Source organism: Archangium sp. Cb G35 (assembly GCF_001896145.1).
In the GTDB taxonomy this organism is placed as follows: Bacteria; Myxococcota; Myxococcia; order Myxococcales; family Myxococcaceae; genus Archangium; species Archangium violaceum.
The window spans coordinates 141,307-166,502 of the sequence record NZ_MPOI01000017.1; the positions used below are offsets into that span (position 1 = coordinate 141,307).

The window sequence follows — 25,196 nt, forward strand, 5'->3', positions numbered from 1 at the left end:
GGGGGCAGCACGCCTGCCTCCTCTACGACGAGCAGGAGGATCCCCTCACGCTCGTGGAGCCCCTATGCCGCCCTCGCGTTCGAAGCCGGGGAGCGCTGTGTCTATGTCGTGGATTGGGCGTGCAGCAGACGTCAGGGGCGCTGCACGAACAGCCCTTCAGTGAAGATGTCCCATCCGATCGTGGCTCCATTGAAGCCATGCTGGCGCGCATCGAGGTAGGGGGGCGCGCCACTCGCTCCACCGAACAGAACGGATTTTCCCGGATTCATCGCGATGATGATGTCCGGAGAGTTGTACGCGGCAATGACCGAGTCGCACAGCTGCTCGAACCGCTCATTGTCCGTGACTCCCCGGAAGCTGTTCTGCTGAAAGCAGGCATGGGGGTGAGGCGCCACCGCGGGCGCCGGAGCATTGAAACCATGCTGCTGCTGCCATGCCCTCGTCTTGTGTTTCGCCATCAAGGTCAACAGCCTCGCGAGCTCCCGCGCGGCCGCCTCGATGCTCACCTGCATGATCTTCAAACGCATGGCCACATAGGCGCGCAAGAGCATCTTCCGGGGCGGCGGAGGTGCATACCCCTCCGACATGAAGTGGGGTCCTGGCTGGAGCCTCTTCGCTTCGTCATCGCGCTCGAGAACTTCTTGGGGAACATCGACGTGCCCGAACTCCGTGGCCGTCTGGACCTGCATCTGTGCGGGCCCCAGGGAGCCTTTTATGGCGCCCAGCCTTTCCTGCCACACATCCTGGAACTTGATATCCGCCAATTCATTCAGGATGCAGGCCGCGATGAGTTGGGCGGGGACGTTGTTCCGGCGCGAGCTCTCGAACAACTGTTCCTGATATGCGCAGAGCGTGGAGCAATACCACTTGACCCGCGCCGCCTTGGACCGCTTGAAGAATGCCTCCGCATCCATGGCCTCCACTGAAACCAGTGGAGCCTTCAGGATTGCCTTGCCCATCGCCTCTTGAGAGAGCGTGGGTTTCGCTTTGTGGCTCGCGCAGTGCCCCCCGGCGCCAGCCATTCGCATTTCATCCATGAGCTTTCCCCCCTCTTCTTGACGTCTGAAACGGACTCAATGGCAGCGGGGATCCCCATCTGGGTTCAGCCCCGCATCGAACACGTATACGACCCTGACTCGCGGCCCTTCCGCCTGAAATGCGTCCATCCATACGCGAGCCAGCAGGGCATCCTCGTACTCTGGCGCAGGTTGGAGTCCGCCAGCCCCTATCCGGATCTCGAGTGCGTATCCATCTGGCGAAGACACGGTCTGCTGGCGGTAGAACGCCTCCAGCACGGTCCGCTCCACATCTCCCCGGAGGGCCATCACCGAGAGGTAGTCACAATGATTACCGCCTCCCGAGAGCAGGCCAACGCGAGAGTACACCCCAAGCCGCTCCGTGCCTTCCGGAAGTGGGAGTCGCAGCAGTTCGTGCTCGATTCGAGCAAGCCGCTCGTCGTGCGCCCTCATGGACCGAAAGGGGGGCAGACCACAAACCATGAACAGGCCCACGCCCAGCGCGACCAGTCCAAGCACCACCAACGACTTCTTGGGTGCTCCACGAGGAGCATTGTTCGTAGTCAAGAGGCCAGGACGCTAGCACGAAAGCAAAAGGCCGCCCCCCGGTGCGAGGTGGCGGCCTTCATCCTTCCCGTGCCCGGGGCACGGCTAGCCCTTCAGCTTGATGTTCTTGAGCGCCGCCAACCGCGGGTCCACGAACGTCGTGTCGCAGCCGCACGCCTTGTCGTTGAGGTTCTGGCCGCACTTCATGCACAGACCCTTGCACTCCTCGCGGCACACCGTGTTCATCGGCAGCGCGAGCAGCACCTGCTCACGGACGATCGGCTCCAGGTCGATCACCTTCCCGTCGAACACCTCCGCATCCGCGTCATCCAGCGCGAACGAGCCACCGCTCTCTCCCGTGCCCTTGTCCTTCTCCTCCTCGTCCTCGTCCACCAGGCCCTCACCACGGGCGAGCGACTCGGGAACGAGGTTGAGGGTGAAGGACACCGGCAGCTCCAGCTTCGACTCCGTGAGGCAGCGCTTGCACTCGGCCACCACGCGCGAGGTGAACTTGCCCTCGAGCAGCACGCCCCCGCTCACCTTGCGCAGGCTCGCCGAGACGGCCAGGGGCTCGAGCGGCCGGAAACTGGACCCCTCGAGCGCGGCCTCGAGCGACTCCAGGCTCATCTCCTTCTTCACCTGGAGCCCTGTGTCGCGAATTTCTTCAATCTTTACGAGCATCTACCCAAGTACCTCCAAAAAGGGCGCGCATCATGGTGAGGCTCCCCCCCGCAGTCAACGCGTCCGAACCTCTATAGATGTCACGGGCCGTTCACCGTTGCGGGAGTCTCCTCGCGCTAGAGGGCTGTCTGGCCGTTTGCTAGGGTAGGTGCCAATGTCCGTCCGGCGGAATCGCGTGGTAGCCAGCATCGTGGTGGCGAGCCTGCTGTCCCCCGGTGCCTCGCTCGCCCGGCCCCTCTTCCCTCCCCCCCTGCTCTTCCAGGTGGCTCCCGCGCGCCCGGAGATCGCCCGCGCCCAGCAGCAGATCAGCGACGGCGACTTCGAGGAGGCCGTGAAGACGTTGGAGGCCGGCCTCGACGCCCCCGACGTCACCGATGATCAACTCGTGGAGCTCTACCGGCTGCTCGGGCTCACCTCCCTGTACCTCGGGGACGAGGCACGGGCCCGCGAGGCCTACGAGATGCTCCTCCAGGCCCGGCCGGACTACGAGCTTCCCCGTACCGCGCCGCCGAAGATCCGCACGCTCTACGCGCGCATCAAGGAGGACATCAAGAACCGCCGCGTCCGGCCCGTCACCCTCCAGGTGGACCCCATCCCGGATGCCGAGGGCGGCACGCCGGTGATGGCCGAGGCCACCATCCAGGAGATGGCGCTCGGAGCGCGGGCGCGGCTCTTCTACCGGCGGGCGGGCGCCCAGGCGTACAGCTCGGTGGACTTCACGCGCGACCGGGCCAACAAGGAGCGCTTCACCGCCACCATCCCCGCGTACGAACTGCCGGCCACGGCCTCGGCCTACGAGGTGGAGTACTACTTCGAGGTGGCGGACGCGGCACAGCGGCGGCTGGCGGGCCGGGGGGATGCCTTCAACCCGCTCGTCTTCCAGATAGCGCCCGAGCCCGGCACGGTGGCCACGTCCAGCGAGCGCCCCTGGTACAAGAGTCCGTGGCTCTGGGTGGCCGTAGGCGCGGTGGCCGTGGCGGGCACTGCCGGCGCCGTCGTCTACGCCACCTCCGAGGAGCGCGGCCTCGTCCCCATCACCATCCGGGTGAACCCATGAGCCCACGTCCCTTCCTCCTCCTGCTGGGCGCCACCCTCGCCGCTGGCTGTGGGGCGGAGTCACCCTCGTCCGGAAACAGCCTCGCCCTGGAGCTGAGCATCTCGCGCGCCGTCGCCGACGATCTGGGCGCCTTCCAGGTGGTGGTGCTCCCCGAGGGCAAGTCGCGCCGCTGTGCGGACATCCAACGCACCTGCCTCAACCAGCAGGTGCAACCGCAGGAAGCGCTCGTCCTCCAGGGGCCGGACGGCAAGAAGGGACGCGCCCTGCGCTTCCCCGCGGGGCTGCAGAGCGGGGCCCAGGAGCTGGCCGTGGACGTCCCCGTGGGCCGCGACTACGTCGTCGTCATCGAGGCGCTCTCGCGCACCAACCCGCCGCGCTTCCTGGGCAGCTCCTGCAACTACCTGGAGTCCGTGAGCGCCGCCCGCAACGAGCCGCTCATCGCCGCCGCCATCACCCTGACGGAAGTAGCGTGCGATCCCTCCTTCGCTCCCTGAGCGGAGGCCGGCGGGCGGACGCGCCGTGTCACACAGGCGTCACGTGCTCGTCATTCAACCGCCACCCCCAATCTGGTAGGCCACACGTGTTCAAGCGAGGGGCACGGAGGGACGATGGCGCGCATCCTGATCATCGAGGACGAGCAGGACCTGTCCGGACTGGTGGAGTACAACCTGCGGGCGGCGGGGTTCGAGGCGGAGGCGGCGGGCACGGGTGCGACCGGCCTGGCCCGGGCGCGCGCCAACGTGCCGGACCTGGTCCTGTTGGATCTGATGCTGCCGGACCTGGCGGGCAGCGAGGTGCTGCGCATGCTCAAGAGCGACCCCGAGCTGCGCAAGGTGCCCGTCATCATCGTCAGCGCCAAGGGCCAGGAGTCCGATCGCGTCCAGGGCCTGGAGCTGGGCGCGGATGACTACGTGGTGAAGCCCTTCTCCGTGCGCGAGCTGCTGCTGCGCGTGAGGGCGGTGCTGCGGCGCGCGGACGTGGACGAGGGCCCGGCCGCCCAGCTGTCCGCCGGGGAGATCCAGCTGGACACCTCGCGCCACCAGGTGCGCGTGAAGGGCCAGGAGGTGGTCCTCACCGCGCTGGAGTTCCGCCTGCTGCGCACCCTGCTGGAGCGCGCCGATCGCGTGCAGACGCGCGAGGTGCTCCTCTCCGACGTGTGGGGCATCCAGGCGGAGATCCACACCCGCACGGTGGACACGCACATCAAACGCCTGCGCGAGAAGCTCGGCCCCGCGGGCGACATCATCGAGACGGTGCGCGGCGTGGGCTACAAGCTCAGCCCTCCGCCGCGCTAGAAGCCCATGCCCCTGCGCCTCTTCCTGCTTCCCCTGCTCGCTCCCGCGATCGCGGCGCTCGTCCTCTTCCTGCTGCTGGGTTGGCGGCTGGATGCGCTCTTCGTGTCGCTCGCCACCCTCGCCGGCTCCCTGCTGACGCTGTGGGCGGCCCGGGACGCGCTCAAGCGGCAGCTCCTCTCCCTCGCCCGCCAGGTCCGCACCCGCGCCGAGGGCTCCCCCTCCACCGGCAGCAGCGAGGACGAGAGGGACCGGCTCGAGGAGGTGGCCAACCTCCAGGGCGCCATCGACTCGCTCCACCAGCAGTTGTCCGCGCGCAATGCCGGCCTCAACCAGGAGTCTCGCACCCTCACCGCCGTACTGGACGGCATGGCCGAGGGCATCTGGGTGACGGACGCCGAGGGCACGGTGGTGCGCCACAACGACGCCCTGCGCGACATGCTGCAAACCACGGGGAACATCAGCGGCCAGCGCCCCCTGGCGCTCCTGCGCAATGACGCGCTCAACGAGGCCGTCATCCGCGCCTGCCGCGAGGGCGCCTCCACCCGCCTCGAGCTGCCGCTCGAGGGCCTGTTCTCCCGCGTGCTCGCCATCCGGGTGACGCCCCTGGGCAAGGACCTGCCCGGCAGTGCCGCCGTCTTCCACGATGTCACCGAGCTGCGCCGGCTGGAGAAGGTGCGCAAGGACTTCGTCGCCAACGTCTCCCACGAGCTGCGCACCCCCATCACCGCCATCCGCGGCTACGCCGAGACGCTCCAGGGCGGCGCCCTCCAGGACGCCGTCATGGCCCCCAAGATGGTGGACATCATCCACCGCCAGTCCGAGCGCCTCTCGGAGCTGGTGGAGGATCTGCTCGAACTGTCCCGGTTGGAATCACGGGAAGTGAAGTTGCAGGTGACGGACGTGCCCCTGGCCGTCTCCGCCTCCCGGGCCGCCGAGGTGGTCCGGCACAAAGCCCAGGGCAAGAAGATTACGGTCGAGTTGAACGTCCCCCCGGGGCTGATCGGCCGGGGAGACGAGCGAGGGCTGGAGCAGGTGCTCCTCAACCTGCTGGACAACGCGGTGAAGTACACGCCCGAGGGAGGCCGGGTGCTGGTGACGGGCGCTCTAGAGGAGGGACGGTGCGTGGTGCACGTCCGGGACACCGGGGTGGGGATAGAGCCCAGGCACCTGGCCCGCATCTTCGAGCGCTTCTACCGGGTGGACAAGGGACGGAGCCGGGACATGGGGGGTACGGGCCTGGGCCTGTCCATCGTCAAGCACCTGATGAGCGCCATGGGGGGCGAGGTCCGGGTCGAGAGCCAACCAAACGAGGGCTCTACCTTCACGATTTTCCTTCCAGCGGCGGTGCCCTCGGCCACGGCGACGGGTTAGGATGGGGCCGACATGCGGGTCGCCATCCTCGCCGACATTCACGGGAACCTCCCCGCCTGCGAGGCCGTCCTCGAGGACATCGCCCGCGTTGCGCCCGATTACATCGTGGCCGCCGGGGACCTGGCCCTGCGGGGCGCGCACCCGCGCGAGACGGTGGAGTTGCTCTTCGATCGCTGCGATTCGATCCTCATGGGCAACACCGACTGCTACCTCGCCGGCCACTACCTGGGCGGGGCCTACCGCGAGCGCGACCACTGGAAGACGGAGCTGCTCCAGTGGACGAGGGATCAGCTCGGAGAGCCCTGGCTCAAGAAGCTGGGCGCCCTGCCCTTCTCCCAGCGCTACTCGCCGCGCAAGGGGCAGGACCTGTTCGTCTGCCACGCCAACCCGCGCAACCTCGAGGACTCGCTGGACCCCACGTTGGACGAGGCCACCGTCCGGCGCTACTTCCAGAACCTGGACGCGGCGGCGTGTGCCTTCGGCCACCTGCACTTCCCCTACCGGCGCCGCGTGGGCCGGCTGCTGATCGCCGACGTGGCCAGCGCCGGCATCCCGCGGGACGGCGACTTGCGCCCCGCCTACGGCGTCTTCACCTACACGCCCAAGGGCTGGCGCGTGCAGATCCGCCGCGTGCGCTACCCGGTGCGCAAGGCCACGCAGGCCCTCACCGCGAAGCGCGTGCCGGGTGGCCCGCTGCTCATCCACAAGCTCGTCGAGGCACGCTACCGCCACCACAAGGCGCTGATGGAGGCCGCGCGCCGCCACTCGGGACTGCCTCCGCCGGGCCCGGTGCTGCGCCCGCCTCCGGGGGCCAACATCCCCCACACGCCCACGCCGTTGGAGCTGCCGGTGGTGGCTCCGCCCATGCTGCTCAAGCAGGCCTCGGGCGACGAGGAGCGCCACCACGCCACCCCCGTCGAAGAAGAGCCGACGCAGATCTCCGGCGTGTTGGATCTGGACGGCTGACGCGGGAACGTTGCTTGCCTCGCTGTCCCCGGCGGCCTACGCACACGGCCCGCCATGTCCTCTCACCAGATGCCCCTGCTGCTCGTCCGCCATGCGGTGGCCGAGGACGTCCACCCCCTGGGTGACGAGGCCCGCGCCCTCACCGTCGAGGGCCGTGCCGCATTCCGCACCCACGCCCGCAAGCTGGCGCGCCTCACGCCCATGACGGGCATCGTCACCAGCCCCCTGGTGCGCGCGGTGCAGACCGCGGAGATCCTCGCCGAGGCCTTCGGACTGGGCCGCGTGGAGGTGCACCCCGCGCTGATTCCCCGCCACAGCGCCCCCAAGCGCATCCTCCACCTGGCGCGCGAGCTGGGCGCGGGGTGGATGCTGGTGGGCCACAACCCCTCCCTCACCCGCGCCGCCGCGCTCGCGCTCGACCTGGACGAGCTGCCTGGAAAATTGCGCAAGGGCACCGCGCTCGCGCTCCACCCCGAGGGGAAATATTTCACCCCCGCGTGGCTCGCGGCACCGGGCCGGTCCCTCGTGCGTTACAACGATTCCCACGCCAAGTAACAGATGTTACAGAGTTGTCGCAGGCACGACACCCCGGTGCAAACGCCAGGGTTCAGAGTGCGCCGCCGCCATGCCACACGTCCTCATCGTCGACGACGAGCGCGATCTCGCCGAGCTCATTGATTTCAATCTCCGCGCCGCCGGGTTCTCCACCCGCGTGGCGCCCACGGGCGAGTCGGCGCTGTCCGCCGCCCGGGAACAACGCACGGACGTCGTCCTCCTGGATGTGATGCTGCCGGACATGTCCGGCGTGGACGTCTGCCGCCAGCTGCGTGCCACCGCCAACACCCGTGACGTGCTCATCGTCATGCTCACCGCCAAGGGCGAGGAGTCCGACCGCGTGCGCGGCTTCGAGGTGGGCGCCGACGACTACGTCACCAAGCCCTTCAGCGTCCGCGAGCTCGTCCTGCGGCTCAAGGCCATCCTCCGCCGCAGCGCTCCCGCCCGGGACGAGTCCGCGCCCGTGAAGCTCGGTCCCCTCACGCTCGACACCTCCGCCCACCGCTTCTACGTGGACGGCAAGGAGGTGCCGCTCACCGCGCTCGAGTTCCGTCTGCTCGAGTACCTGATGACGCGCGTGGGCCGCGTGCAGTCGCGCGAGCAGTTGCTGGAAGAGGTGTGGGGCCTGTCGAGCAACCTGGAGACGCGCACCATCGACACGCACGTCATGCGCCTGCGCGACAAGCTGGGGCCCGCCCGCGCCTACCTGGAGACGGTGCGCGGCGTGGGCTACCGCATCGTCGAGCCCGGCATGGCGTGTTGAGTGTCGTTGCGCATTTGTCACGCTCCTTCCGTCAAACAGCCACAGACGGCGCATACAGGGTGCCTACCGTTGTTCCACAACGCGTGGAACAGACCGGGAGACATCCAAATGAAGACGTTCATCGCTTCGATCGCCGCCGTGCTGCTGCTGGCCCTCCCCGGCGCGGCGCGCGCGGGCACTGTCACCGTCAAGGGCTCGGACACCATGGTCCTCCTCGGCCAGCGCTGGGCCGAGGAGTTCATGAAGAAGAATTCCAACACCCGGCTGCAGGTGACGGGTGGCGGCTCGGGCACCGGCCTGGCGTCCCTCATCAACGGCACCACGGACATCGCCATGTCCAGCCGCCCCATGAAGAAGGCCGAGGACGACAAGCTGCGCTCCATCAAGGCCACCCCCGCGCAGATCTCCGTGGCCAAGGACGGCGTCACCTTCTACGTCCACGAGTCCAACCCGGTGGGCGCCCTCACCCAGGAGCAGCTCAAGGGCATCTACCTGGGAGACATCACCAACTGGAAGGAAGTGGGCGGCAAGGACGCTCCCATCGTCGTCTACTCGCGTGAGAACTCCTCGGGCACCTACGTGTTCGTGAAGGACAACGTGCTCGACGGCGAGGACTACGCCGCCAGCGCCCAGACGCTGCCCGGCACCGCCGCGGTGGTGAACGCCGTGGCCAAGGAGAAGAACGGCATCGGCTACGGCGGCGCCGCCTACGCCAAGGGCATCAAGGAGCTGAAGGTCAAGAAGGGCAACGAGGAGATCGAGCCCACCGAGGCCAACATCAAGAGCGGCAAGTACCCGCTCTCGCGCGACCTCTACTTCTACCTGCGCAACGCTCCGGCCGGCGAGGTGAAGGCCTTCATCGACTTCGCCCTGTCCCCCGAGGGCCAGGCCATCGTCACCAAGGTTGGCTACTTCCCGGTGAAGTAGTCCTCCAGGGTGAAGCGGCGTGCGCGTCACGAGATTGTCACACGGGGCTCGAGAACAATGATGGATAGACAGGTGACCATGCAGGGTCAGGGTCTCGTGGAAACGGTCACCGCGGCACCGCGGCTGTCCTCGGCCGCCCGGCGCCGGCAGATCCGCGAGAAGGTCATCGCCGGAATCATCACGGCGGCGGCCTTCACGGGAATCGCCGCGCTGGTGCTCATCCTCGTCTTCATCGCGAAGGAGGCCCTGGCGATCTTCCTGGACGCCCACGCCCGCGAGGAGGCGAGCCTGTCCAAGATGTTCCTGCCGCAGGTGGTGCGGGCCAACCGCCCGCCGGCCTTCGTGTGGCAGCCGGTATCCAACGTGCCGAAGGTGAGCATGATTCCGCTCTTCATCGGCACGCTGAAGACGACGCTGGTGTCCATGGTGGTGGCGGTGCCGGTGGGGGTGGCGGGCGCGCTGTACGCGGCCGAGTTCGCGCCCCGGCGGCTGCGCGAGGTGCTCAAGCCCACCATCGAGCTGCTGGCGGGCATTCCCTCGGTGGTGCTGGGCTTCTTCGCGCTGATGGTGCTCGCCACCTTCCTGCAGGACACCTTCGGGCTGCCCACGCGCCTCAACGCGGTGGTGGCGGGCCTGGGCCTGGCGCTGGCCATCGTCCCCGTCATCTTCACGGTGTCCGAGGACGCGCTCACCGCGGTGCCCCGCAGCTACCGCGAGGCCTCGCTCGCGCTGGGCGCCACGCCCTGGGAGACGGCCTGGAAGGTGGTGCTCCCAGCGGCGGCCCCCGGCATCCTCGCCGCGTGCGTGCTGGGCTTCGGCCGCGCCATCGGCGAGACGATGATCGTCCTGATGGCCTCGGGCAACGCGGCCATCGTGTCGTGGAACTTCACGGACTCGGTGCGCTCCATGTCCGCCACCATCGCCGCGGAGATGGGCGAGGTGGTGGTGGGCAGCCCGCACTACTCGCTCCTGTTCTTCATCGGCGTGGAGCTCTTCCTCTTCACCTTCGTCCTCAACATGGTCGCCTCCACCTGGACCCGGCGGGTCCTCAAGCGGCTGACGGGAGCGGGCGCGTGAAGCAGCACACCTTCCGCCGGGCCGTGGGCGGCGCGCTCACGTCCCTCACCGGCCTCGCCGCGCTGCTCATCGTGGCCATGCTGGCCATCATCCTCTTCGACGTGATCCGCGGCGGCATCGGCCACGTCTCCTGGACGTTCCTCAGCCAGCCGCCCTCCGACGGCATGATGGCGGGCGGCATCTTCCCCGCGCTCTACGGCACGGCGGCGCTCACCCTGCTGATGACGCTGGCGGTGATGCCGGTGGGCGTGCTGACGGCGGTGTACCTGCACGAGTACGCGCCCCCGGGCTCGCGGCTGGCGGCCGCGGTGCGCATCGCCGTGGTCAACCTCGCGGGCGTGCCCTCCATCGTCTTCGGCCTGTTCGGCCTGGGCTTCTTCATCCACTTCGTCGGCGGGAGCATGGACCGGCTGCTCGGCTACCAGGAGCTGAACTGGGGCCAGCCGGGCATCCTCTGGGCCTCGCTCACCCTGGCCGTGCTGACGCTGCCCGTGGTCATCGTCTCCACCGAGGAGGCGCTGCGCGCGGTCCCCATGGACCACCGCACCGCGAGCCTCGCGCTGGGCGCCACCCGCTCCCAGACGCTGGGCCGGGTGGTGCTGCCGGGCGCGCTGCCGGGCATCCTCACCGGCGCCGTGCTGGCTGTCTCCCGGGGCGCGGGCGAGGTGGCCCCCATCCTCTTCACCGGCGCCGCCTACTTCCTCCCGGACCTCCCCGACAAGCTGAACTCCCAGTTCATGCACCTGGGCTACCACACGTACGTGCTGGCCACGCAGTCCCCGGACGTGGAGGCCACCCGGCCCCTGCTGTACGCCACGGTGCTGGTCCTGCTCGCACTCACCTTCGTCCTCAACCTCGTCGCGGTGCTCATCCGCGCCCGCACCCGCCGGCGCACCTCCGCGTCCCACTGACACCGAGCCATGTCCCCCTCCCCCGTCCCCGCGCGCATCAAGATGGAGGCGCGCCAGCTCTCCCTCCTCTACGGCTCCAAGGTGGCCGTGAAGGAGGTGAGCCTCGCGCTGCCCGAGCACCGGGTCACCGCCCTCATCGGCCCCTCCGGCTGCGGCAAGTCCACCTTCCTGCGCTCGCTCAACCGGATGAATGATCTCATCCCGGGCGCCACCCACCAGGGCACCGTGCTGCTGGACGGCACCAGCATCCATGACCGCCACGTGGACGTGGTGGACCTGCGCCGCCGCGTGGGCATGGTCTTCCAGAAGTCCAACCCCTTCCCCAAAACCATCTTCGAGAACGTGGCCTATGGCCTGCGCGTGGGCGGGATGAAGGACAAGGCGGACATCGCCGCGCGCGTGGAGAAGTCCCTCAAGGGCGGCGCGCTCTGGGACGAGGTGAAGGACCGCCTCAACGACAGCGCCCTGAGCCTGTCCGGCGGCCAGCAGCAGCGCCTGTGCATCGCGCGCGCCCTGGCCGTGGAGCCCGAGGTGCTCCTCATGGACGAGCCCGCCAGCGCCCTGGATCCGATCGCCACGGCGAAGATCGAGGAGCTCATCCACGAGCTGAAGGAGCGCTACACCATCGCGATCGTCACCCACAACATGCAGCAGGCGGCGCGGGTGAGCGACCGCACCGCTTTCTTCTACATGGGCGAGCTGGTGGAATGCGGTCCCACCGAGCAGATCTTCACCAACCCGCGCGAGAAGCGCACCGAGGACTACGTCACCGGGAAGTTCGGGTAGGAGCGAGGGAGAGCGGGCACATGCCGTCGACACATACGGACAAGGCATTCGAGGCGGACCTCAGGGACCTGCGCGAGAAGCTGCTGGCCATGGGCGCCAAGGTGGAGGCACTCATCGCGGACAGCATGCGCGCGCTCACCGATCGCGACTCGCCCCTGGCCGAGCGCGTCATCCAGGCGGACAAGGAGGTCAACCGCCTGGAGGTGGAGATCGACGAGACGTGCCGCCGCATCCTCGCGCTGCGCCAGCCGGCCGCCAGCGATCTGCGCCTCATCACCACCGCGCTGAAGATCGTCACCGACCTGGAGCGCATTGGCGACCTGGCGGTGAACATCGCCGAGCGCGCCAAGGACCTCAACGAGGCCCCTCCCCTCAAGCCCTACGTGGACACGCCCCGGCTGGCCGAGCTGGCCCAGCAGCAGGTGAAGCGCGCCCTGGATGCCTTCGTCTCCTCGGACGTGGCCAAGGCCGAAGTCGTCCTCAAGGAGGACGAGCACCTGGATGTCCTCTACCTGAAGATCTTCAACGAGCTGCTCGGCTACATGATGGAGGACTCGAAGAACATCCGCCGCGCCACCGCGCTGATGTTCATCGCCAAGCACCTCGAGCGCATTGGCGACCACGCCACCAACGTGGCGGAGATGGTCGTCTACATGGTGCGCGGCACCGATATCCGCCACCCGCGCAGCCGCAACCTGACGACCGCTACCTGACACTCGCGTCTGACGCAGGAGGTCATGTCCCTGCGCTGTCACTGGAATTTCGCCCAGTTGGCGAGCAAGCGTCACACCGGGACTTTGGGCTTCGGGAACGCAGCGGGTAGGATGCGCGGCCGAAAGCGTCCCCCGCTTCAGGAGACAGCCCGCGCCCATGAACCATGCGCTCAGCCTCACCCTGCTCACCTTCGCCGGCATCGGAGCCTTCGCCCTCGCCGCCCAGCTCTTCTTCGTGCTGAGACGGCACTGGAGCCTGTCCCGGGCCCCCGCTCCGGTTTCCAGCGGCAGGCCTCCGGCGGGCATTTCCATCCTCAAGCCCCTGTGCGGCGTGGATGACGACCTGGAGGCCAACCTGGCGTGCTTCGCCACGCTCGGCTACCCGGCCTACGAGGTGATCCTCGGCGTGAAGGACACCCGGGATCCGGCCTATCAGGTAGCCCAGGCGGCCGTGGCGCGCTGGCCCAAGGTGATGCGCCTGGAGCTGCAGCACGGCGAGCCCGGCCTCAACCCCAAGGTGAATCAGCTCATCACCCTGGCGGGCGCGGCCCGGTACGACATCCTGCTCATCAGCGACTCCAACACGCGCGTGGAGCCGGACTACCTGCACGAGATCTCCCGCACCTTCGAGGACCCGGAGGTGGGCTGCATCTCCCACCCCGTGAGCGGCATTGGCGAGCAGTCGCTGGGCTCGCTGATGGACAACCTGTACCAGTGCACCACCACGGGCGCGGGGCAGATCGCCGCGAAGCAGGCCGCCAACCAGGACATCGTCGTGGGCAAGTCCATGGCGCTGCGCCGCGAGGTGCTGGAGGCGCTGGGCGGCTTCTACTCGGTGCGCAACGTGCTGGCCGAGGACTTCGTCATCGGCCGGTGGGTGACGCGCGGCCTGGGCAAGCGCGCCGTGGTGGCGCGGGCCCCCGTGTACAACGTGTCGCAGAAGAAGAGCGTCTCGGCCTTCTTCAAGCGCTACATCCGCTGGTGCATCATCCACCACTCCTGCATCCCCACGCCGGTGTACCTGTCGCAGTCGCTGCTCAACCCCATGCCGTGGGCCCTGCTGGGCGCCATCTTCGAGCCCTCGCTCCGGGCGCTCGCGGTGGTGACCGGGGTGACGGCGGCCAAGCTCATCCACGACGTGACCGTCTTCCGGGTGCTGCGGCCCGGGCAGCCCATGCCCGCCATGACGGTGCCGGCGGTGCTGCTCAAGGACGTGCTGCTCTTCGTGGCCTGGGTGAATGGGTTGTTCGCCCGCTCGGTGGATTGGCGCGGCAACAAGCTGCGCGTGATGGCCGGCTCCAAGCTGATTCCGCCCGCGGGCGCCCCGGTGCAGCCGCTGCCCACCCCCGAGGAGGTTGCCGGCGCCAAGCCCGAGGCCGACTCCGAGGCCGACTCCAAGGAACTGCTCGTCGGCTGACGGGTTCACCGCGAAGTCACCGGGCCCTCCCAGAAGGTTCACCGGAGGGCCATTCCGGTGTTTCAGCGCATGGGTACTTGAAGCGTACCCATGCTCATCCGGACACTGGCGCATCTGTCGGACCTGCATCTGGACCTCTCCCGCGAGAGCGACGCGACGGCCTCCGCGCTCGTGGAGACCCTCCTCGCCGAGCGCGTGGACCACGTGGTGGTGACGGGAGACCTGACCCACCAAGGCAGCCGGAGCGAGTACCGGCGCTTCCGGGAGCTCTTCGCTCCGCTGCTCGACGCCGGCCGGCTCACCTTCATCCCCGGTAACCATGACCGCACCGGCGAGGACGCCGGCGGCCAGTGGATGAACGGCCAGAAGGTGCGGGTGGAGCAGCACGAGGGCCTCTTCCTCGTCTGCGTGGACTCCACGGGCCCGCACAACCGAAACTACTTCGCCTGCCATGGCGAGCTGACCCGGGCCGTGCTGGACGAGGTAGACGCGGCCCTGAGCGCCGCTCCCACGGGTGCGCTCACCGCCGTGCTGCTGCACCACCACGTGCTGCCCCTGCCCGAGGAAAGCCTCCCAGAGCGCTTCGCCACGCGCATGGGCTGGCCCCACGCCTCGGAGCTGGCGCTGGGCGCCGAGCTCGTCCGCCGTGTCCAGGGCCGGTGCGATCTGATCCTCCACGGGCACCGGCACGTGCCCCGCGAGTTCGACCTGGGCCCCACCCGGGGCCGCGGGCTGCGCATCTACAACTCGGGCAGCTCCATCGAGCTCGGCCGCTTCCGTCTCTTCCAGCACGCGGCCGGCCGTCTGGTGGGCGAGCCCGTCTGGCAGGGCACGGCGCTGCCCCCGGTGCGCAAGCGCTCGGCCCCCAACGTCATGCCCGCCCTGCAATACCTGGCCAGCCAGCTGACGGTGTCCCTCCTCTGAACTACCTTTGAGACACCTTTGGAGCACCTTCGAGGCGCCGCTGCCTGGCCGCCTCCTCTCCTGCTCTCCGGCCGGCCTTCTTCCCTACGCGAATGCCACGTTGCCGCCGGCGGGTTGTCCTCACGTACCAGGAGGACGGAGGACACTTGGGCCGAAGGGCATCCGAAGACGACGGACGCAAGGTACTGGTCGTTGACGACGACGCGGACTGGCGGGAGTTCCTCCGGCTGTGTCTCGAGGATCTCGGCTACGAGGCCATCGAGGCCGCCAACGGACAGGAGGCACTCGACTCCCTGTCACAGCAGCGCTACGGCGTGATGCTCCTGGATCTGAACATGCCCGGCATGAACGGCTTCGAGGTGCTGGAGCGGATGCCTCGCAACGGCAGCCCGCCCCGGGTGGTGTTCCTCACCGCCGCGGCAGCCCATGAGGTGGGCGGCGCCCTCCGCACCGGGCCTCATTACTACCTTCCCAAGGGCGCCAGCCGGGATCAACTCTCCTTGCTGCTCCAATCTTTGGACGCCTGAGGCCGCCCCCTGCTGCTATAGCTCGATGCCCGGAGGTTGAACGGCCATCGCGCTCGAATTCGTCATCATCCTGGTGCTGATCCTCGCCAACGGCATCTTCGCCGGGGCGGAGCTCGCGTTGTTGTCGGTGCGCAAGACGCGCCTGAGCGAGCTGATCGAGGAGGGCAACCACGCCGCCCAGGCGGTGCAGGCCCTGCGGGACAACCCCGAGCGCTTCCTGGCCACGGTGCAGATCGGCATCACCGTGGTGGGCGCCACCGCGGCGGCCTTCGGTGGAGCCTCCATCGCCCAGCGGCTGGTGGAACCGCTCAAGCAACTGGGGTTGGCGGCGGAGACGGCCGAGAGCGTGGCCTTCGCGGGCGTGGTGGGGCTGGTGTCCTATCTGTCGCTCGTGCTGGGCGAGCTGGTGCCCAAATCGCTGGCCCTGCGCTTCGCGGAGGGTTACGCGCTGTTCATCGCCCGCCCCCTCCGGGGAATCTCCTGGCTGGTGCAGCCGCTGGTGTGGTTCCTCACCGCCAGCTCCAACCTCATCCTGCGCTTCTTCGGAGACAAGACCAACTTCACCGAGTCGCGCCTGTCTCCGGACGAGTTGCAGCAGCTGGTGGAGGAGGCGGCGAAGTCGGGCTCGTTGGATCCCCGGGCCGGGGAGATCGCCTCGCGGGCCTTCGATCTCGGCAACATCCCGCTGTCGGCGGTGATGGTGCCGCGCAGCCGCATGGTGGCACTGCGCCGGCACTCGAACGCGGAGGAGATCAAACAGGTGCTGCTGGAGCACGGGCACTCGCGGATGCCGGTGTACGAGGGCTCGCTCGACAACATCGTGGGCTACGTCATCGCGAAGGATCTGCTGGGGATCGCGTGGGAGGGCCCGCTCATCGTGCTCGAGGACGTGATGAGGCCGGCCTGGTTCGCCTTCGAGTCGATGCGGGCCATCGACGCGCTGAAGGAGCTGCAACAGCGGCGGATGCAGCTGGCCATCGTGGTGGACGAGCGCGGAGGGGTGGCGGGACTGGTGACGGTGGAGGACATGGTCGAGGAGCTGGTGGGAGAGATCGCCAGCGAGTTCGAGAAGCCCGAGGAGCTCATCAAGCGCGAGAGTCCCACCACGGTGGTGGTGCAGGGCACGGCGGCCATCCGGGACGTCAACCGGGCCCTGGGGCTCGAGCTGGAAGAGGGCCAGGGCTGGACCACGGTGGGAGGCCTGTGCTCGGCCGAGGCCGGAACCATCCCCGAGCCGGGAACGAAGCTGACGCTGGAGGACGGCACGGTGCTGGAGGTGCTGGACTCGAGCCCCCGCCGGGTGCGCTCGGTGCGCATCCACCTGCCACCCCCAGCGGCGTGAACCACCCCAGGCGAGTCCTCGGGCGAAGCCCCAGACCCCATTCGAGGAGCCATCCGGGCGCCATGCGACAGGAGGGCCCGGATGTTGTCCCACAGAGAGTCCTCCAAGGGGGGAGACCATTTCTGCTGGGAGCTGGCTGGAGATCGACGTCGAGCGGAATGGCGCTGAGCTGAGGGCCCGGGCCCTGGGCAGCCGCCAGGAGCAGCCCGGCCTGCACCCGCTCGGGCCCGAGCTCACGGCGGAGGCGCTGCATTCCCTCGCCGGGCGTGTGAAGGCGGCGGCGGCGAGAGGCAAGCGCCTCGATCCCCAGCTGGCACGGCAGGTCCAGGCGCTCCACCGGGCCCTCTTCCAGGGAGACATCCAGGGAGTGCTCGCGCGCCTGCGCGAGGCCAGCGGAGGGCCCGTCCTGCTCCGGCTCATGCTCCAGGAAACGGACCTCCAGAGCTTTCCGTGGGAGGCCCTCTGCGAGCCCGGAAAGGACTTCGAGTTCCTCGGGAACTCGGCGAGCCTCCTGCCGGTGCGCGGCGTGCGCTCGCCCGAGCCCTGGCAACCCCGTGAGGTGCCGGGCGCGGTGAAGCTCCTCGCCATCGCTCCGCAGCACCCGCAGGCCCTCTCGCGGTTGCAGGGGACGCTCCACGAGAGCCTCGCCTCGGGCGAAATCGAGTGGCTCGAGCCCCTCACCGGACCCCTGACCCGGAAGGCCCCCCTCTTCGAGCGCCTGCGGCGCCAGCCCGAGCCCCACATCATCCACATCATCAGCCATGCGGGCCTGCACGAGGGGTTGCCTGTCCTCCGGCTGGAGGACGAGGAGGACGAGGAGAGCTGGCTCCCGGTGGAGTTGCTGGCGCAGCAGCTCCACCGGGCCTGGGGCAAGGGACCGCTGCGTCTCATCGTCCTCGAGGCCTGTGAGGGGGCGAATCCGGGCCCCCTGGCGAGCGCGGCGGAGTTGCTGACGCGCACCGCGGCGGACGCCGTCGTCGCCTACCTCTGGCCGGTGAGGACAGACGTGGCCATGCAGTGCTCCCGGGCCTTCTACCGCGCGCTCACCCGGGCGGCCCAGCAGGAGGGAGACGTGGCGCTCAGCCTCAACGAGGCCCGGCGCAGCGTGCTGGCGGAGCTGGAGGGCAGTGCCGAGGCCTTCTCGCCCGTGCTGTACCTGCGCGGCCGGGACCCGGTCCTGTTCGACTTCAAGACGCGCAGGCTCCTCCCTCCGGCGCCCGCGGCCCCCCATCCGGGGACCACGCCCCCACCTCCAGCCCTGGAGCATCTCCTGACGCGGCCCTTCACGCTGCTCCTGGGAGACCGCTGGGAGGAGGAGGATTCCACCCTCCGCAACCTGCATGAACGGCTGCATGGCGAGCTCACCCAGAAGACGGGTACCGCGCCCCCCTCCCTTCCGTTGATCACCCTGGCGGAGCACTTCGCGCTGCGCATCGGGCACGAGGAATTGGACTACGAGTTCCAGGACGTGTTCGGCCAGACGGACTTCACGCCGCCGCTGTTGCGCCCACTGGCGCGTTGGCTCGGGGCCGGGGTTCACATCACGCTCCTGCGGTTGCCCTTGCTGGAGCATGCGCTCGCCGAGCAGCACCCGGATCTCACCCTCCATGTCATCCAACCCTCCTCCCGCGCGGACAGGCATGCCCTGGTGATGCAAAGACGGGCGGGCGGAAGCCGTTGGGAGCGGCTGCGCGAGATCCCCGCCTCCCTGGACACCGGGCGCGAGGTGGTGGTGCTCCGGCTCTGCTCCGGCTATCTGCCATCACGCCACTTCAGCCGGCCGCTGCTGACCGAGGATGATTACCTGCTGGGCATTCGCAGCCTGGCGAGTCTGCTGCCTTCCGAGCTCGCCGACCCCATCCAGAGCGTCCTGAGCCCGCGCCCGCTCCTGTTCATCGGGCTGTCCCAACTGAACTGGAGCCACCGGATGCTGCTCTACCAGCTCTTCGGCAGGCGCGCGTTGATGCGCGACAGCGTGGCGGTGCTCGATCCCAGGAGCCATGAGCGGGAGGTGTGGGAGGAAGGGAGGGGGCTGCCAGGACGTACGGGAGTGAGGGCGCTCGAAGCCACGGATGAAGAGCTGATGGCATGGCTCGAGGCGCTGGCGGACAGGAGGAAGCAATGACCGGCTCCGCCAATCCCTTCCTGGGACCCCAGCCCTACTGCGCGAGGGAACGAGACCGTTTCTTCGGCCGGGAGGAGTCCACGCGCAAGCTGGCGCAGAGCATCCTCGCCTGGCCGTGCGTCCTGCTCTTCGGCCCCTCGGGAGCCGGCAAGTCCTCGCTGATGCAGGCCGGGGTGATCCCCCTGTTGGAGGAGAAACACGGTTTCCGCGTGGTCCACGTGGGGGCCTGGCTGTCCAGCCACGCGCCCCTCGAGTCGCTCGTCCAGGCGATGTTCGAGGACCTGGAGCTTGGCCCGGTGCCCGAGGGAATGAATGCCCCCGAGGCGCTCGACGAAGCGGTGCGGCGGGCGGAGCGGCGTTCGGAGAGGCCGGTGCTGCTTCTATCTGGACCAGCTCGAGCAACTCCTCCTGCCAGGGCGTGCCCTGGCGCAAACGGGCGCGCTGCTCGAGGGACTGGTGCGGCTGGTGCGCAACCCCTTCCGGGGACTCCAGCTCGTGCTGCTGCTGCGTGAGGACTACCTGGGGCGGTTCCGGGCACGGTTGCACGGCTCGTTCGAGCTGCTGGAGCATGGCATCCGGCTCGGCCCGCTGACGGTGCGGGAAATGGAGGAAGTGGCACGCAGGCTGGCCGCCTCCGGCGTGCCCGCTCAAGACTGGCCCGAGCACGAGCTGAGAAAGCTGATGCTGCAGATGCGGATGCCGGGGCAGGACGCCACGGGCGAGGCGGAGGTACAAGCGGCCTTCGCGCAGATCGTCTGCCGTGCGCTCTGGGAAGAGCGCGCCACCGGGAGGGCGGTGGACGAGCGGGTGGAGGCCGAGCCCATCCTGCACCGCTACCTGGATGTCACCCTGGAGGAGCTGGGCCCCCTGGCGGCGGACGCCCGGCGGCTGCTGGAGGAGTACCTGGTGGCCAGCGATGGCAGCCGGACACTGCTGACGGAGCAGCAGGCCCGCGCCGCGCTCCCGCCGGGACAGGCGGACCGGGTGCTGACCACCCTGGAGGGCTCCGCGGTGCTGCGGGCTGGAGAGCACCAGGGCAGCCGTTACTTCGAGCTGGGCCACGACTGGCTGGCGAAGAAGGTCTTCGAGCTGAGGCGGGAGCGGTTGCGGCACGAGGAGGCACGGCGGCGGATTGAGTGGGAGCGCGCCCGCTGGCGCAGGTTGCGGCTCATCTCCGTGTTGGCCCTGACGGTGGCGGTGGCGATGGGGGGCCTGTTCTTGTGGGCGATGGCGCAGGCGGAGCGGGCCCGCGGCCAGTCCTTGATGTCGGGGGCGCGGGAGTTGCTGGAGCGCGGCCAATCCGCGATGGCGATGAAGCTGCTGCTCGAAATCCACCGGCCGGAGCGGATTCGAGGATGGAAGACACTCGCGTACGGAGCCATGGCCCGGAGCGCTCCGGAAGTGACGTTCCATGCCTCGGGAGCGGTCTACGCGGCCCGCTTCAGCCCGGATGGCCAGCACGTCGTCACCGCCAGCGAGGATGGGACGGCCCAGGTGTGGAGGACGGATGGGACGGGCCTCTCCGTGAGGTTGAAGGGGCACGAGGGGTTGCTCACCTCCGCGGCCTTCAGTCCGGACGGCCGGTTCATCGTCACCGCCTCCTGGGACGGGACAGCGCGGGTGTGGCGGGCCGATGGCACGGGCAGGTCCGTGGAGTTGAAGGGGCACACCGGGCCCGTCGTGTCCGCCACCTTCAGCCCGGATGGCCAGTCCGTCGTCACCGCCTCGTTCGATGGGACGGCGCGGGTGTGGCCGGTGGACGGGACGGGCTCCGCGGTGGTGCTCCGGGGGCACGCGGCCCGGGTGGAGTCCAGCGCCTTCAGCCCGGATGGCCAGTCCATCGTCACCGCCAGCTCCGACGGCACGGCACGCGTCTGGCGGACCGATGGAAAGGGCGCGCCCCGGGTGTTGAAGGGACACACGGGAGCGGTCATGTCCGCCGCCTTCAGCCCGGATGGACAGTCCATCGTCACCGCTTCGTGGGATGGCACGGCGCGCGTGTGGCGGGCCCATGGGCCGGGCGAGCCCCGGGTGTTGAAGGGACACACTGGACCCGTCGTGTCCGCCGCCTTCAGCCCGGATGGCCAGTCCATCGCCACTGCTTCCTGGGACGGCACGGCGCGCGTGTGGCGGGTAGATGGAAAGGGCGAGCCCCGGGTGCTGAAGGGGCACACGGCGCAGGTGCAGTCCGCCACCTTCAGCCCGGATGGCCAGTCCGTCGTCACCGCCTCGTGGGACGGCACGGCGCGCGTGTGGCGGGCCCATGGGCCGGGCCAGCCCGTGGAGCTGGAGGGTCACAAGGGGTTGCTCATGTCCGCCACCTTCAGCCCGGATGGCCAGCGCATCGTCACCGCCTCCTGGGACGGCACGGCGCGCGTGTGGCGGGCCGAGGGCTCGACGAAGCCCGTCGTGCTCCGGGGACACGCGGGGCCCGTCACGTCCGCCGCCTTCGGCCCGGACGGTCAGCGCATCGTCACCGCTTCGTGGGACGGCACGGCGCGCGTGTGGCGGGCCGATGGGACGGGCGAGCCCGTGGTGCTCCAGGGACACGCGGCGCAGGTGCAATCCGCCGCCCTCAGCCCGGATGGCCAGTCCGTCGTCACCGCCTCGTTCGACGGCACGGCGCGCGTGTGGCGGGCTGATGGAACAGGCCAACCCCTGGTGCTCCAGGGCCATGCGGGCGTGGTGACCTCCGCCGTCTTCAGCCCGGACGGTCAGCGCATCGTCACCGCCAGCTCCGATGGCACGGCGCGCGTGTGGCTGGCCGATGGGACGGGCGAGCCCGTGGTGCTCCGGGGACACGCGGCGCAGGTGCAATCCGCCGCCTTCAGCCCGGATGGCCAGTCCGTCGTCACCGCCTCCTGGGACGGCACGGCGCGCGTGTGGCGGGCCGATGGAACGGGCCAACCCCTGGTGCTCCAGGGTCATGCGGGCGTGGTGACCTCCGCCGTCTTCAGCCCGGATGGCCAGCGCATCGTCACCGCCAGCTCCGACGGTACGGCGCGCGTGTGGCGAGCCGATGGGACAGGCGAGCCCCTCGTGCTGCGGAGTCACACCGGTCCCGTCCGTTCCGCCGCCTTCAGCCCGGACGGCCAGCGCCTCGTCACCTCGGGAGATGACGAAACGGCCCAGGTGTGGCGGGCCGACGGGACAGGCGAGCCCCTCGTGCTGCAGGGGCACACCGGGCCGGTCCAATCCGCCGCCTTCAGTCCGGATGGCCAGCACCTCGTCACCGCCGGCAATGACGGGACGGCGAGGAGCTGGCCCCTGCTCTCCATCCCCGAGCTCCAGCGGCACCTGCGTGATGACAACAAGGACTGCCTGACACCGGACCTGCGCGAGACCTACCTCTACGAGAAGGAATCGCGAGCTCGCGGACATTACGCGGGCTGCGAGCGCACCCATGGCCGTTCCACTTGAACGCCCTCGGTGGATGCCGGACCGTCATCGCGTCCGGCCCGGCAGCGAATAGAAGAGATTCGCGGAGAAGGCCGTCTGCCCGGTGTAGTCGCCCGCGATGGACCAGTTCATGCCTCCGGCCACGGCCAGGCCCGTCCGCCCGATGGGAAGGCTGAGGCCCAGTTGGGCCTGCAGGTAGTTCCCGGGCCAGCTCGGAACGCTGAGGGGCCGCAACGGACTGGACTGACCGAGGTGGCCCCTCAGTCCGATGCTCGAATGCAGCCTCGGCATGCCATGGAGGAGCCTGGCCTTCACGCCCAGCGCGACAGCCAGCGTCCCGCCCAGGGCCCCCTCCCCGGACTGGAGCAGGTAGTCCGGGCCCAGCGAGGCCATGACCCCCACCCGCCATGGAGAACGGTTGTCCTTGATGAAGTCGTATGCCCCGGAGCCCAGGAGCGCCGCGTGAAAAGGCACGGAACTGGACCGGGTCGCCGGAACATCCAACTGCACCTGGAGCCCGCCATGTGACGAGTCGACCGCATCCTCGAAGCCGTCCAGGGCCTGTTGGAACCGGGAGCTCGCGGCCACCGCGGACTGGAGCCGGGCGGGAAGCTCCGGGGAGCAGGAGGCGGCGATCCCCTCGAGCGTGCTGTCGGGACCCAAGAGGGTGTCGAGACACCGCGTACGCTGCTCGGGGGTGAGCGTGTCGAGCGCACGCATCAAGTCCTCGCGAAAGCCGCCCCCCATGGAGAGTTGCTCGCGACTGGCCTGGAGGGCCGCGGCGGACAGGGTCTCGAACTCGCGGTGGGCCACCGCGGCGCCGACGAAGTCGATGTTGGACCTCAAGCCGAAGAACCCGTCCGGATGTTCACTCTGGAGGGGCGCGGGCAGCACGACGCTGACATCGAAGAGACGCGACAGCCGCGCATAGGCGCCCGGGCTCCTGCTCGAGATGGCGAGCGGGTTGGCCGAGAAGGTGAGGAGCGTGGAACGGCCGAAAGCGCTGGACACGACGCCCAGCGAAGCCCCCACGAGCCCCACCGGCTGGACCGACACCGTGGCATCGATCTGTCCGGGAGTACCGCCCACTCCCACCCCTACGACCGGCTGGACCGCATCGCGTTGGATGACCTCGACGGCCTCCTCCTCCCCGAGGAACTGCCCGAGGCGCGATTCATCCACCGCGAAGGTGCTGACCAGGAGCGAGCAGGCCTGCTGCTCGGTCGAAGGACAGCCCGTGCCCCCAGGACAGTGGGGATGAAGGGCCTGGTAGCGATCCAGACAGGGTCCTGGAGCCTGGGCCAGGACGAATACCAGGAAGGAAGCGAGCATGAAGAACCCCCCTCCGGAAGCTCTCCCCTGGAACAGGGAAAAGCCAGCTACCCGGAAGAACAGGTCCTTCGTCCGTTGGTGGCGGGACGTGGCACCCGCCGGGACACCTCGCCTATCGTGGGTCCCCGCCATGCTGCTCCAAGACGCCCTGCACCCCTCCCTGACGGATCCGATCCTGGACGTCATGAACTTCTTGAACGAGATCGCGCTCCGCTACCCGGAGGCCATCTCGTTCGCGCCCGGCAGGCCCCACGAGAAGTTCTATGACCCCCAGCAGCTCACGGCGTACCTCGACGCATACATCCGTCATCTCGGCCAGGAGCGGGGTTTCACCGAGGCGCAGATCCGCACCAACCTGTTCCAATACGGCCGGACCAACGGACACATCCACGGGCTGATCGCTCGGATGCTGGAGAAGGACGAGGGAATCCGCGTCGCCCCCGAGTCCATCGTCGTCACGGCCGGCTGCCAGGAGGGAATGTTCATCTCCTTGCGCGCGCTGTTCTCGAAGGACACCGATGTCCTGCTGGTGGGCATGCCTTGCTACATCGGCATCACCGGCGCGGCCAGACTCCTGGACATCGAGATCGTCCCGGTGGCCGAGCGCGAGGATGGGCTGGATCTGCACGAGCTAGAGCGGACGGTGGAAGCGCTCCAGGCGCAAGGGAAGCGGCCGCGGGCGCTCTACCTCGTGGCGGACTTCGCCAACCCGTCCGGACGAAGCCTCCCGGAGCCCTCGCGCAAGCGCCTGCTGGAGATCGCCGCGCGCGCCGGCATGCTCATCCTCGAGGACAACCCCTATGGGTTCTTCTACCGGGAGGGCCCCCGCAAACCCACCCTCAAGTCGATGGATGACCGGGGACAGGTCATCTACCTGGGCTCGTTCTCGAAATCCGCATTCCCGGGCCTGCGCGTGGGCTACGCCGTGGCGGATCAGCGGGTGCTCGGCAAGACGGGCGAGCACCACCTGCTGGCCGAGGAGTTCTCGAAGATCAAGAGCCTGCTGACCGTGAACACGTCGGCCATCTGCCAGGCCATCATCGGCGGCATGCTGGTGATGAACGGCTGCAGCCTCCTCGAGGCGAACCACGAGGCGATCCGCTTCTACAAGGAGAACATGGACGCGACGCTCCAGGCCCTGGAGCGCCACTTCCCGAGGAGCGAGGCCTGGGCACGCGACGTGACGTGGAACGTCCCGGACGGTGGCTTCTTCCTCGTGATGAAGCTCCCCATCGAGGCGGATGAGGCCCTGCTCGAGCAGTCCGCGAGGCACCACCAGGTCATCTGGACGCCGATGCGCTACTTCTACCTCGGCACCGGGGGCGAGCAGGAGCTCAGGCTCTCCGTCAGCTACCTCACGCCGGAGAGGATCGAGGAGGGCGTGTCCCGCCTGGCCAGGCTGATCAAGACGACGCTGGAGCAGCGCAGCGCGCGAGCGCTCCAGGCGGGCTGACCGGAACCGCCGG

General features: G+C 69.0%; 23 protein-coding genes. 20 read left to right on the forward strand and 3 right to left on the reverse strand.

Features of this window, described 5'->3' with window-relative positions; all coding sequences use genetic code 11:
- Positions 1-131: 131 nt before the first annotated feature.
- Both BO221_RS42830 and BO221_RS42840 read right to left on the reverse strand, forming a co-directional pair.
- Positions 132-1,037, reverse strand: a complete 906-nt coding sequence (locus tag BO221_RS42830; RefSeq protein ID WP_143196014.1) for a hypothetical protein — start codon at positions 1,035-1,037, stop codon at positions 132-134.
- Positions 1,038-1,667: 630 nt separating this feature from the next.
- Positions 1,668-2,243 (reverse strand): DUF177 domain-containing protein, encoded by a 576-nt coding sequence (locus tag BO221_RS42840; RefSeq protein WP_073566704.1) that lies wholly within the window; start codon positions 2,241-2,243, stop codon positions 1,668-1,670.
- Between the two features lie 154 nt (positions 2,244-2,397).
- Here BO221_RS42840 and BO221_RS42845 point away from each other — a divergent pair, with 154 nt between their 5' ends.
- From BO221_RS42845 to BO221_RS54385, 19 genes are all read left to right on the forward strand, one after another.
- Positions 2,398-3,300: a hypothetical protein gene (locus BO221_RS42845; RefSeq protein ID WP_073566705.1), complete on the forward strand. Its 903-nt coding sequence runs from the start codon at positions 2,398-2,400 to the stop codon at positions 3,298-3,300.
- Complete coding sequence (locus BO221_RS42850; RefSeq protein ID WP_073566706.1) at positions 3,297-3,794, forward strand: hypothetical protein; 498 nt, start codon at positions 3,297-3,299, stop codon at positions 3,792-3,794. Before BO221_RS42845 ends, BO221_RS42850 begins: the two co-directional genes overlap by 4 nt.
- 114 nt (positions 3,795-3,908) lie before the next feature.
- The gene (locus BO221_RS42855) at positions 3,909-4,595 is read left to right on the forward strand and encodes a response regulator (RefSeq protein WP_073566707.1); all 687 of its coding nucleotides are present in this window, start codon (positions 3,909-3,911) and stop codon (positions 4,593-4,595) included.
- A gap of 6 nt (positions 4,596-4,601) precedes the next feature.
- Positions 4,602-5,966: a cell wall metabolism sensor histidine kinase WalK gene (locus BO221_RS42860; RefSeq protein ID WP_073566708.1), complete on the forward strand. Its 1,365-nt coding sequence runs from the start codon at positions 4,602-4,604 to the stop codon at positions 5,964-5,966.
- A gap of 12 nt (positions 5,967-5,978) precedes the next feature.
- The gene (locus BO221_RS42865) at positions 5,979-6,932 is read left to right on the forward strand and encodes a metallophosphoesterase (RefSeq protein ID WP_073566709.1); all 954 of its coding nucleotides are present in this window, start codon (positions 5,979-5,981) and stop codon (positions 6,930-6,932) included.
- A gap of 54 nt (positions 6,933-6,986) precedes the next feature.
- Positions 6,987-7,487 carry a histidine phosphatase family protein gene (locus tag BO221_RS42870; protein WP_073566710.1) on the forward strand — a complete coding sequence of 167 codons (501 nt, stop codon included), beginning with the start codon at positions 6,987-6,989 and terminating at the stop codon, positions 7,485-7,487.
- A gap of 70 nt (positions 7,488-7,557) precedes the next feature.
- On the forward strand, positions 7,558-8,250 hold the full coding sequence (locus BO221_RS42875) for a response regulator (protein WP_073566711.1): 693 nt from the start codon (positions 7,558-7,560) through the stop codon (positions 8,248-8,250).
- Positions 8,251-8,358: 108 nt separating this feature from the next.
- Positions 8,359-9,177 (forward strand): phosphate ABC transporter substrate-binding protein, encoded by an 819-nt coding sequence (locus tag BO221_RS42880; RefSeq protein ID WP_073566712.1) that lies wholly within the window; start codon positions 8,359-8,361, stop codon positions 9,175-9,177.
- A 78-nt stretch (positions 9,178-9,255) separates the two neighbouring features.
- On the forward strand, positions 9,256-10,254 hold the full coding sequence (gene pstC / locus BO221_RS42885) for a phosphate ABC transporter permease subunit PstC (RefSeq protein WP_073566834.1): 999 nt from the start codon (positions 9,256-9,258) through the stop codon (positions 10,252-10,254).
- Positions 10,251-11,165, forward strand: coding sequence for a phosphate ABC transporter permease PstA (pstA, locus tag BO221_RS42890; RefSeq protein ID WP_073566713.1), 915 nt, complete (start codon positions 10,251-10,253; stop codon positions 11,163-11,165). Before pstC ends, pstA begins: the two co-directional genes overlap by 4 nt.
- A gap of 42 nt (positions 11,166-11,207) precedes the next feature.
- The gene (pstB, locus tag BO221_RS42895; RefSeq protein WP_198956306.1) at positions 11,208-11,951 is read left to right on the forward strand and encodes a phosphate ABC transporter ATP-binding protein PstB; all 744 of its coding nucleotides are present in this window, start codon (positions 11,208-11,210) and stop codon (positions 11,949-11,951) included.
- Positions 11,952-11,971: 20 nt separating this feature from the next.
- Complete coding sequence (gene phoU / locus BO221_RS42900) at positions 11,972-12,664, forward strand: phosphate signaling complex protein PhoU (RefSeq protein WP_073566715.1); 693 nt, start codon at positions 11,972-11,974, stop codon at positions 12,662-12,664.
- A 157-nt stretch (positions 12,665-12,821) separates the two neighbouring features.
- Positions 12,822-14,081 (forward strand): ceramide glucosyltransferase, encoded by a 1,260-nt coding sequence (locus BO221_RS42905; RefSeq protein WP_073566716.1) that lies wholly within the window; start codon positions 12,822-12,824, stop codon positions 14,079-14,081.
- Positions 14,082-14,171: 90 nt separating this feature from the next.
- Positions 14,172-15,005, forward strand: coding sequence for a metallophosphoesterase (locus BO221_RS42910; RefSeq protein ID WP_073566717.1), 834 nt, complete (start codon positions 14,172-14,174; stop codon positions 15,003-15,005).
- A gap of 146 nt (positions 15,006-15,151) precedes the next feature.
- Complete coding sequence (locus BO221_RS42915; RefSeq protein WP_043409887.1) at positions 15,152-15,532, forward strand: response regulator; 381 nt, start codon at positions 15,152-15,154, stop codon at positions 15,530-15,532.
- A gap of 73 nt (positions 15,533-15,605) precedes the next feature.
- Complete coding sequence (locus BO221_RS42920) at positions 15,606-16,874, forward strand: hemolysin family protein (protein ID WP_143196015.1); 1,269 nt, start codon at positions 15,606-15,608, stop codon at positions 16,872-16,874.
- 268 nt (positions 16,875-17,142) lie between these two features.
- Positions 17,143-18,999, forward strand: coding sequence for a CHAT domain-containing protein (locus BO221_RS54380; RefSeq protein WP_143196016.1), 1,857 nt, complete (start codon positions 17,143-17,145; stop codon positions 18,997-18,999).
- Entirely contained in the window at positions 18,996-19,511 is a 516-nt protein-coding gene (locus BO221_RS57735) for an ATP-binding protein (protein ID WP_073566719.1), read from the forward strand. The genes BO221_RS54380 and BO221_RS57735 overlap by 4 nt, the downstream gene beginning before the upstream one ends.
- An 868-nt stretch (positions 19,512-20,379) precedes the next feature.
- Positions 20,380-22,419 (forward strand): hypothetical protein, encoded by a 2,040-nt coding sequence (locus BO221_RS54385; protein ID WP_369866049.1) that lies wholly within the window; start codon positions 20,380-20,382, stop codon positions 22,417-22,419.
- A gap of 24 nt (positions 22,420-22,443) precedes the next feature.
- Here BO221_RS54385 and BO221_RS42940 read toward each other — a convergent pair whose 3' ends face one another.
- Positions 22,444-23,730, reverse strand: a complete 1,287-nt coding sequence (locus BO221_RS42940) for a hypothetical protein (protein ID WP_073566721.1) — start codon at positions 23,728-23,730, stop codon at positions 22,444-22,446.
- Between the two features lie 130 nt (positions 23,731-23,860).
- Here BO221_RS42940 and BO221_RS42945 point away from each other — a divergent pair, with 130 nt between their 5' ends.
- Positions 23,861-25,183 (forward strand): PLP-dependent aminotransferase family protein, encoded by a 1,323-nt coding sequence (locus BO221_RS42945; protein ID WP_073566722.1) that lies wholly within the window; start codon positions 23,861-23,863, stop codon positions 25,181-25,183.
- Positions 25,184-25,196: the final 13 nt, after the last annotated feature.

What these genes read in the sequence shown, in the direction of transcription:
- BO221_RS42830 (WP_143196014.1), bottom strand. Translation starts at nt 1,037, where the DNA reads ATGGATGAAATGCGAATGGCTGGCGCCGGGGGGCACTGCGCGAGCCAC.
- BO221_RS42840 (WP_073566704.1), bottom strand. Translation starts at nt 2,243, where the DNA reads ATGCTCGTAAAGATTGAAGAAATTCGCGACACAGGGCTCCAGGTGAAG.
- BO221_RS42845 (WP_073566705.1), top strand. Translation starts at nt 2,398, where the DNA reads ATGTCCGTCCGGCGGAATCGCGTGGTAGCCAGCATCGTGGTGGCGAGC.
- BO221_RS42850 (WP_073566706.1), top strand. Translation starts at nt 3,297, where the DNA reads ATGAGCCCACGTCCCTTCCTCCTCCTGCTGGGCGCCACCCTCGCCGCT.
- BO221_RS42855 (WP_073566707.1), top strand. Translation starts at nt 3,909, where the DNA reads ATGGCGCGCATCCTGATCATCGAGGACGAGCAGGACCTGTCCGGACTG.
- BO221_RS42860 (WP_073566708.1), top strand. Translation starts at nt 4,602, where the DNA reads ATGCCCCTGCGCCTCTTCCTGCTTCCCCTGCTCGCTCCCGCGATCGCG.
- BO221_RS42865 (WP_073566709.1), top strand. Translation starts at nt 5,979, where the DNA reads ATGCGGGTCGCCATCCTCGCCGACATTCACGGGAACCTCCCCGCCTGC.
- BO221_RS42870 (WP_073566710.1), top strand. Translation starts at nt 6,987, where the DNA reads ATGTCCTCTCACCAGATGCCCCTGCTGCTCGTCCGCCATGCGGTGGCC.
- BO221_RS42875 (WP_073566711.1), top strand. Translation starts at nt 7,558, where the DNA reads ATGCCACACGTCCTCATCGTCGACGACGAGCGCGATCTCGCCGAGCTC.
- BO221_RS42880 (WP_073566712.1), top strand. Translation starts at nt 8,359, where the DNA reads ATGAAGACGTTCATCGCTTCGATCGCCGCCGTGCTGCTGCTGGCCCTC.
- pstC (WP_073566834.1), top strand. Translation starts at nt 9,256, where the DNA reads ATGCAGGGTCAGGGTCTCGTGGAAACGGTCACCGCGGCACCGCGGCTG.
- pstB (WP_198956306.1), top strand. Translation starts at nt 11,208, where the DNA reads ATGGAGGCGCGCCAGCTCTCCCTCCTCTACGGCTCCAAGGTGGCCGTG.
- phoU (WP_073566715.1), top strand. Translation starts at nt 11,972, where the DNA reads ATGCCGTCGACACATACGGACAAGGCATTCGAGGCGGACCTCAGGGAC.
- BO221_RS42905 (WP_073566716.1), top strand. Translation starts at nt 12,822, where the DNA reads ATGAACCATGCGCTCAGCCTCACCCTGCTCACCTTCGCCGGCATCGGA.
- BO221_RS42910 (WP_073566717.1), top strand. Translation starts at nt 14,172, where the DNA reads ATGCTCATCCGGACACTGGCGCATCTGTCGGACCTGCATCTGGACCTC.
- BO221_RS57735 (WP_073566719.1), top strand. Translation starts at nt 18,996, where the DNA reads ATGACCGGCTCCGCCAATCCCTTCCTGGGACCCCAGCCCTACTGCGCG.
- BO221_RS54385 (WP_369866049.1), top strand. Translation starts at nt 20,380, where the DNA reads ATGGCCCGGAGCGCTCCGGAAGTGACGTTCCATGCCTCGGGAGCGGTC.
- BO221_RS42940 (WP_073566721.1), bottom strand. Translation starts at nt 23,730, where the DNA reads ATGCTCGCTTCCTTCCTGGTATTCGTCCTGGCCCAGGCTCCAGGACCC.
- BO221_RS42945 (WP_073566722.1), top strand. Translation starts at nt 23,861, where the DNA reads ATGCTGCTCCAAGACGCCCTGCACCCCTCCCTGACGGATCCGATCCTG.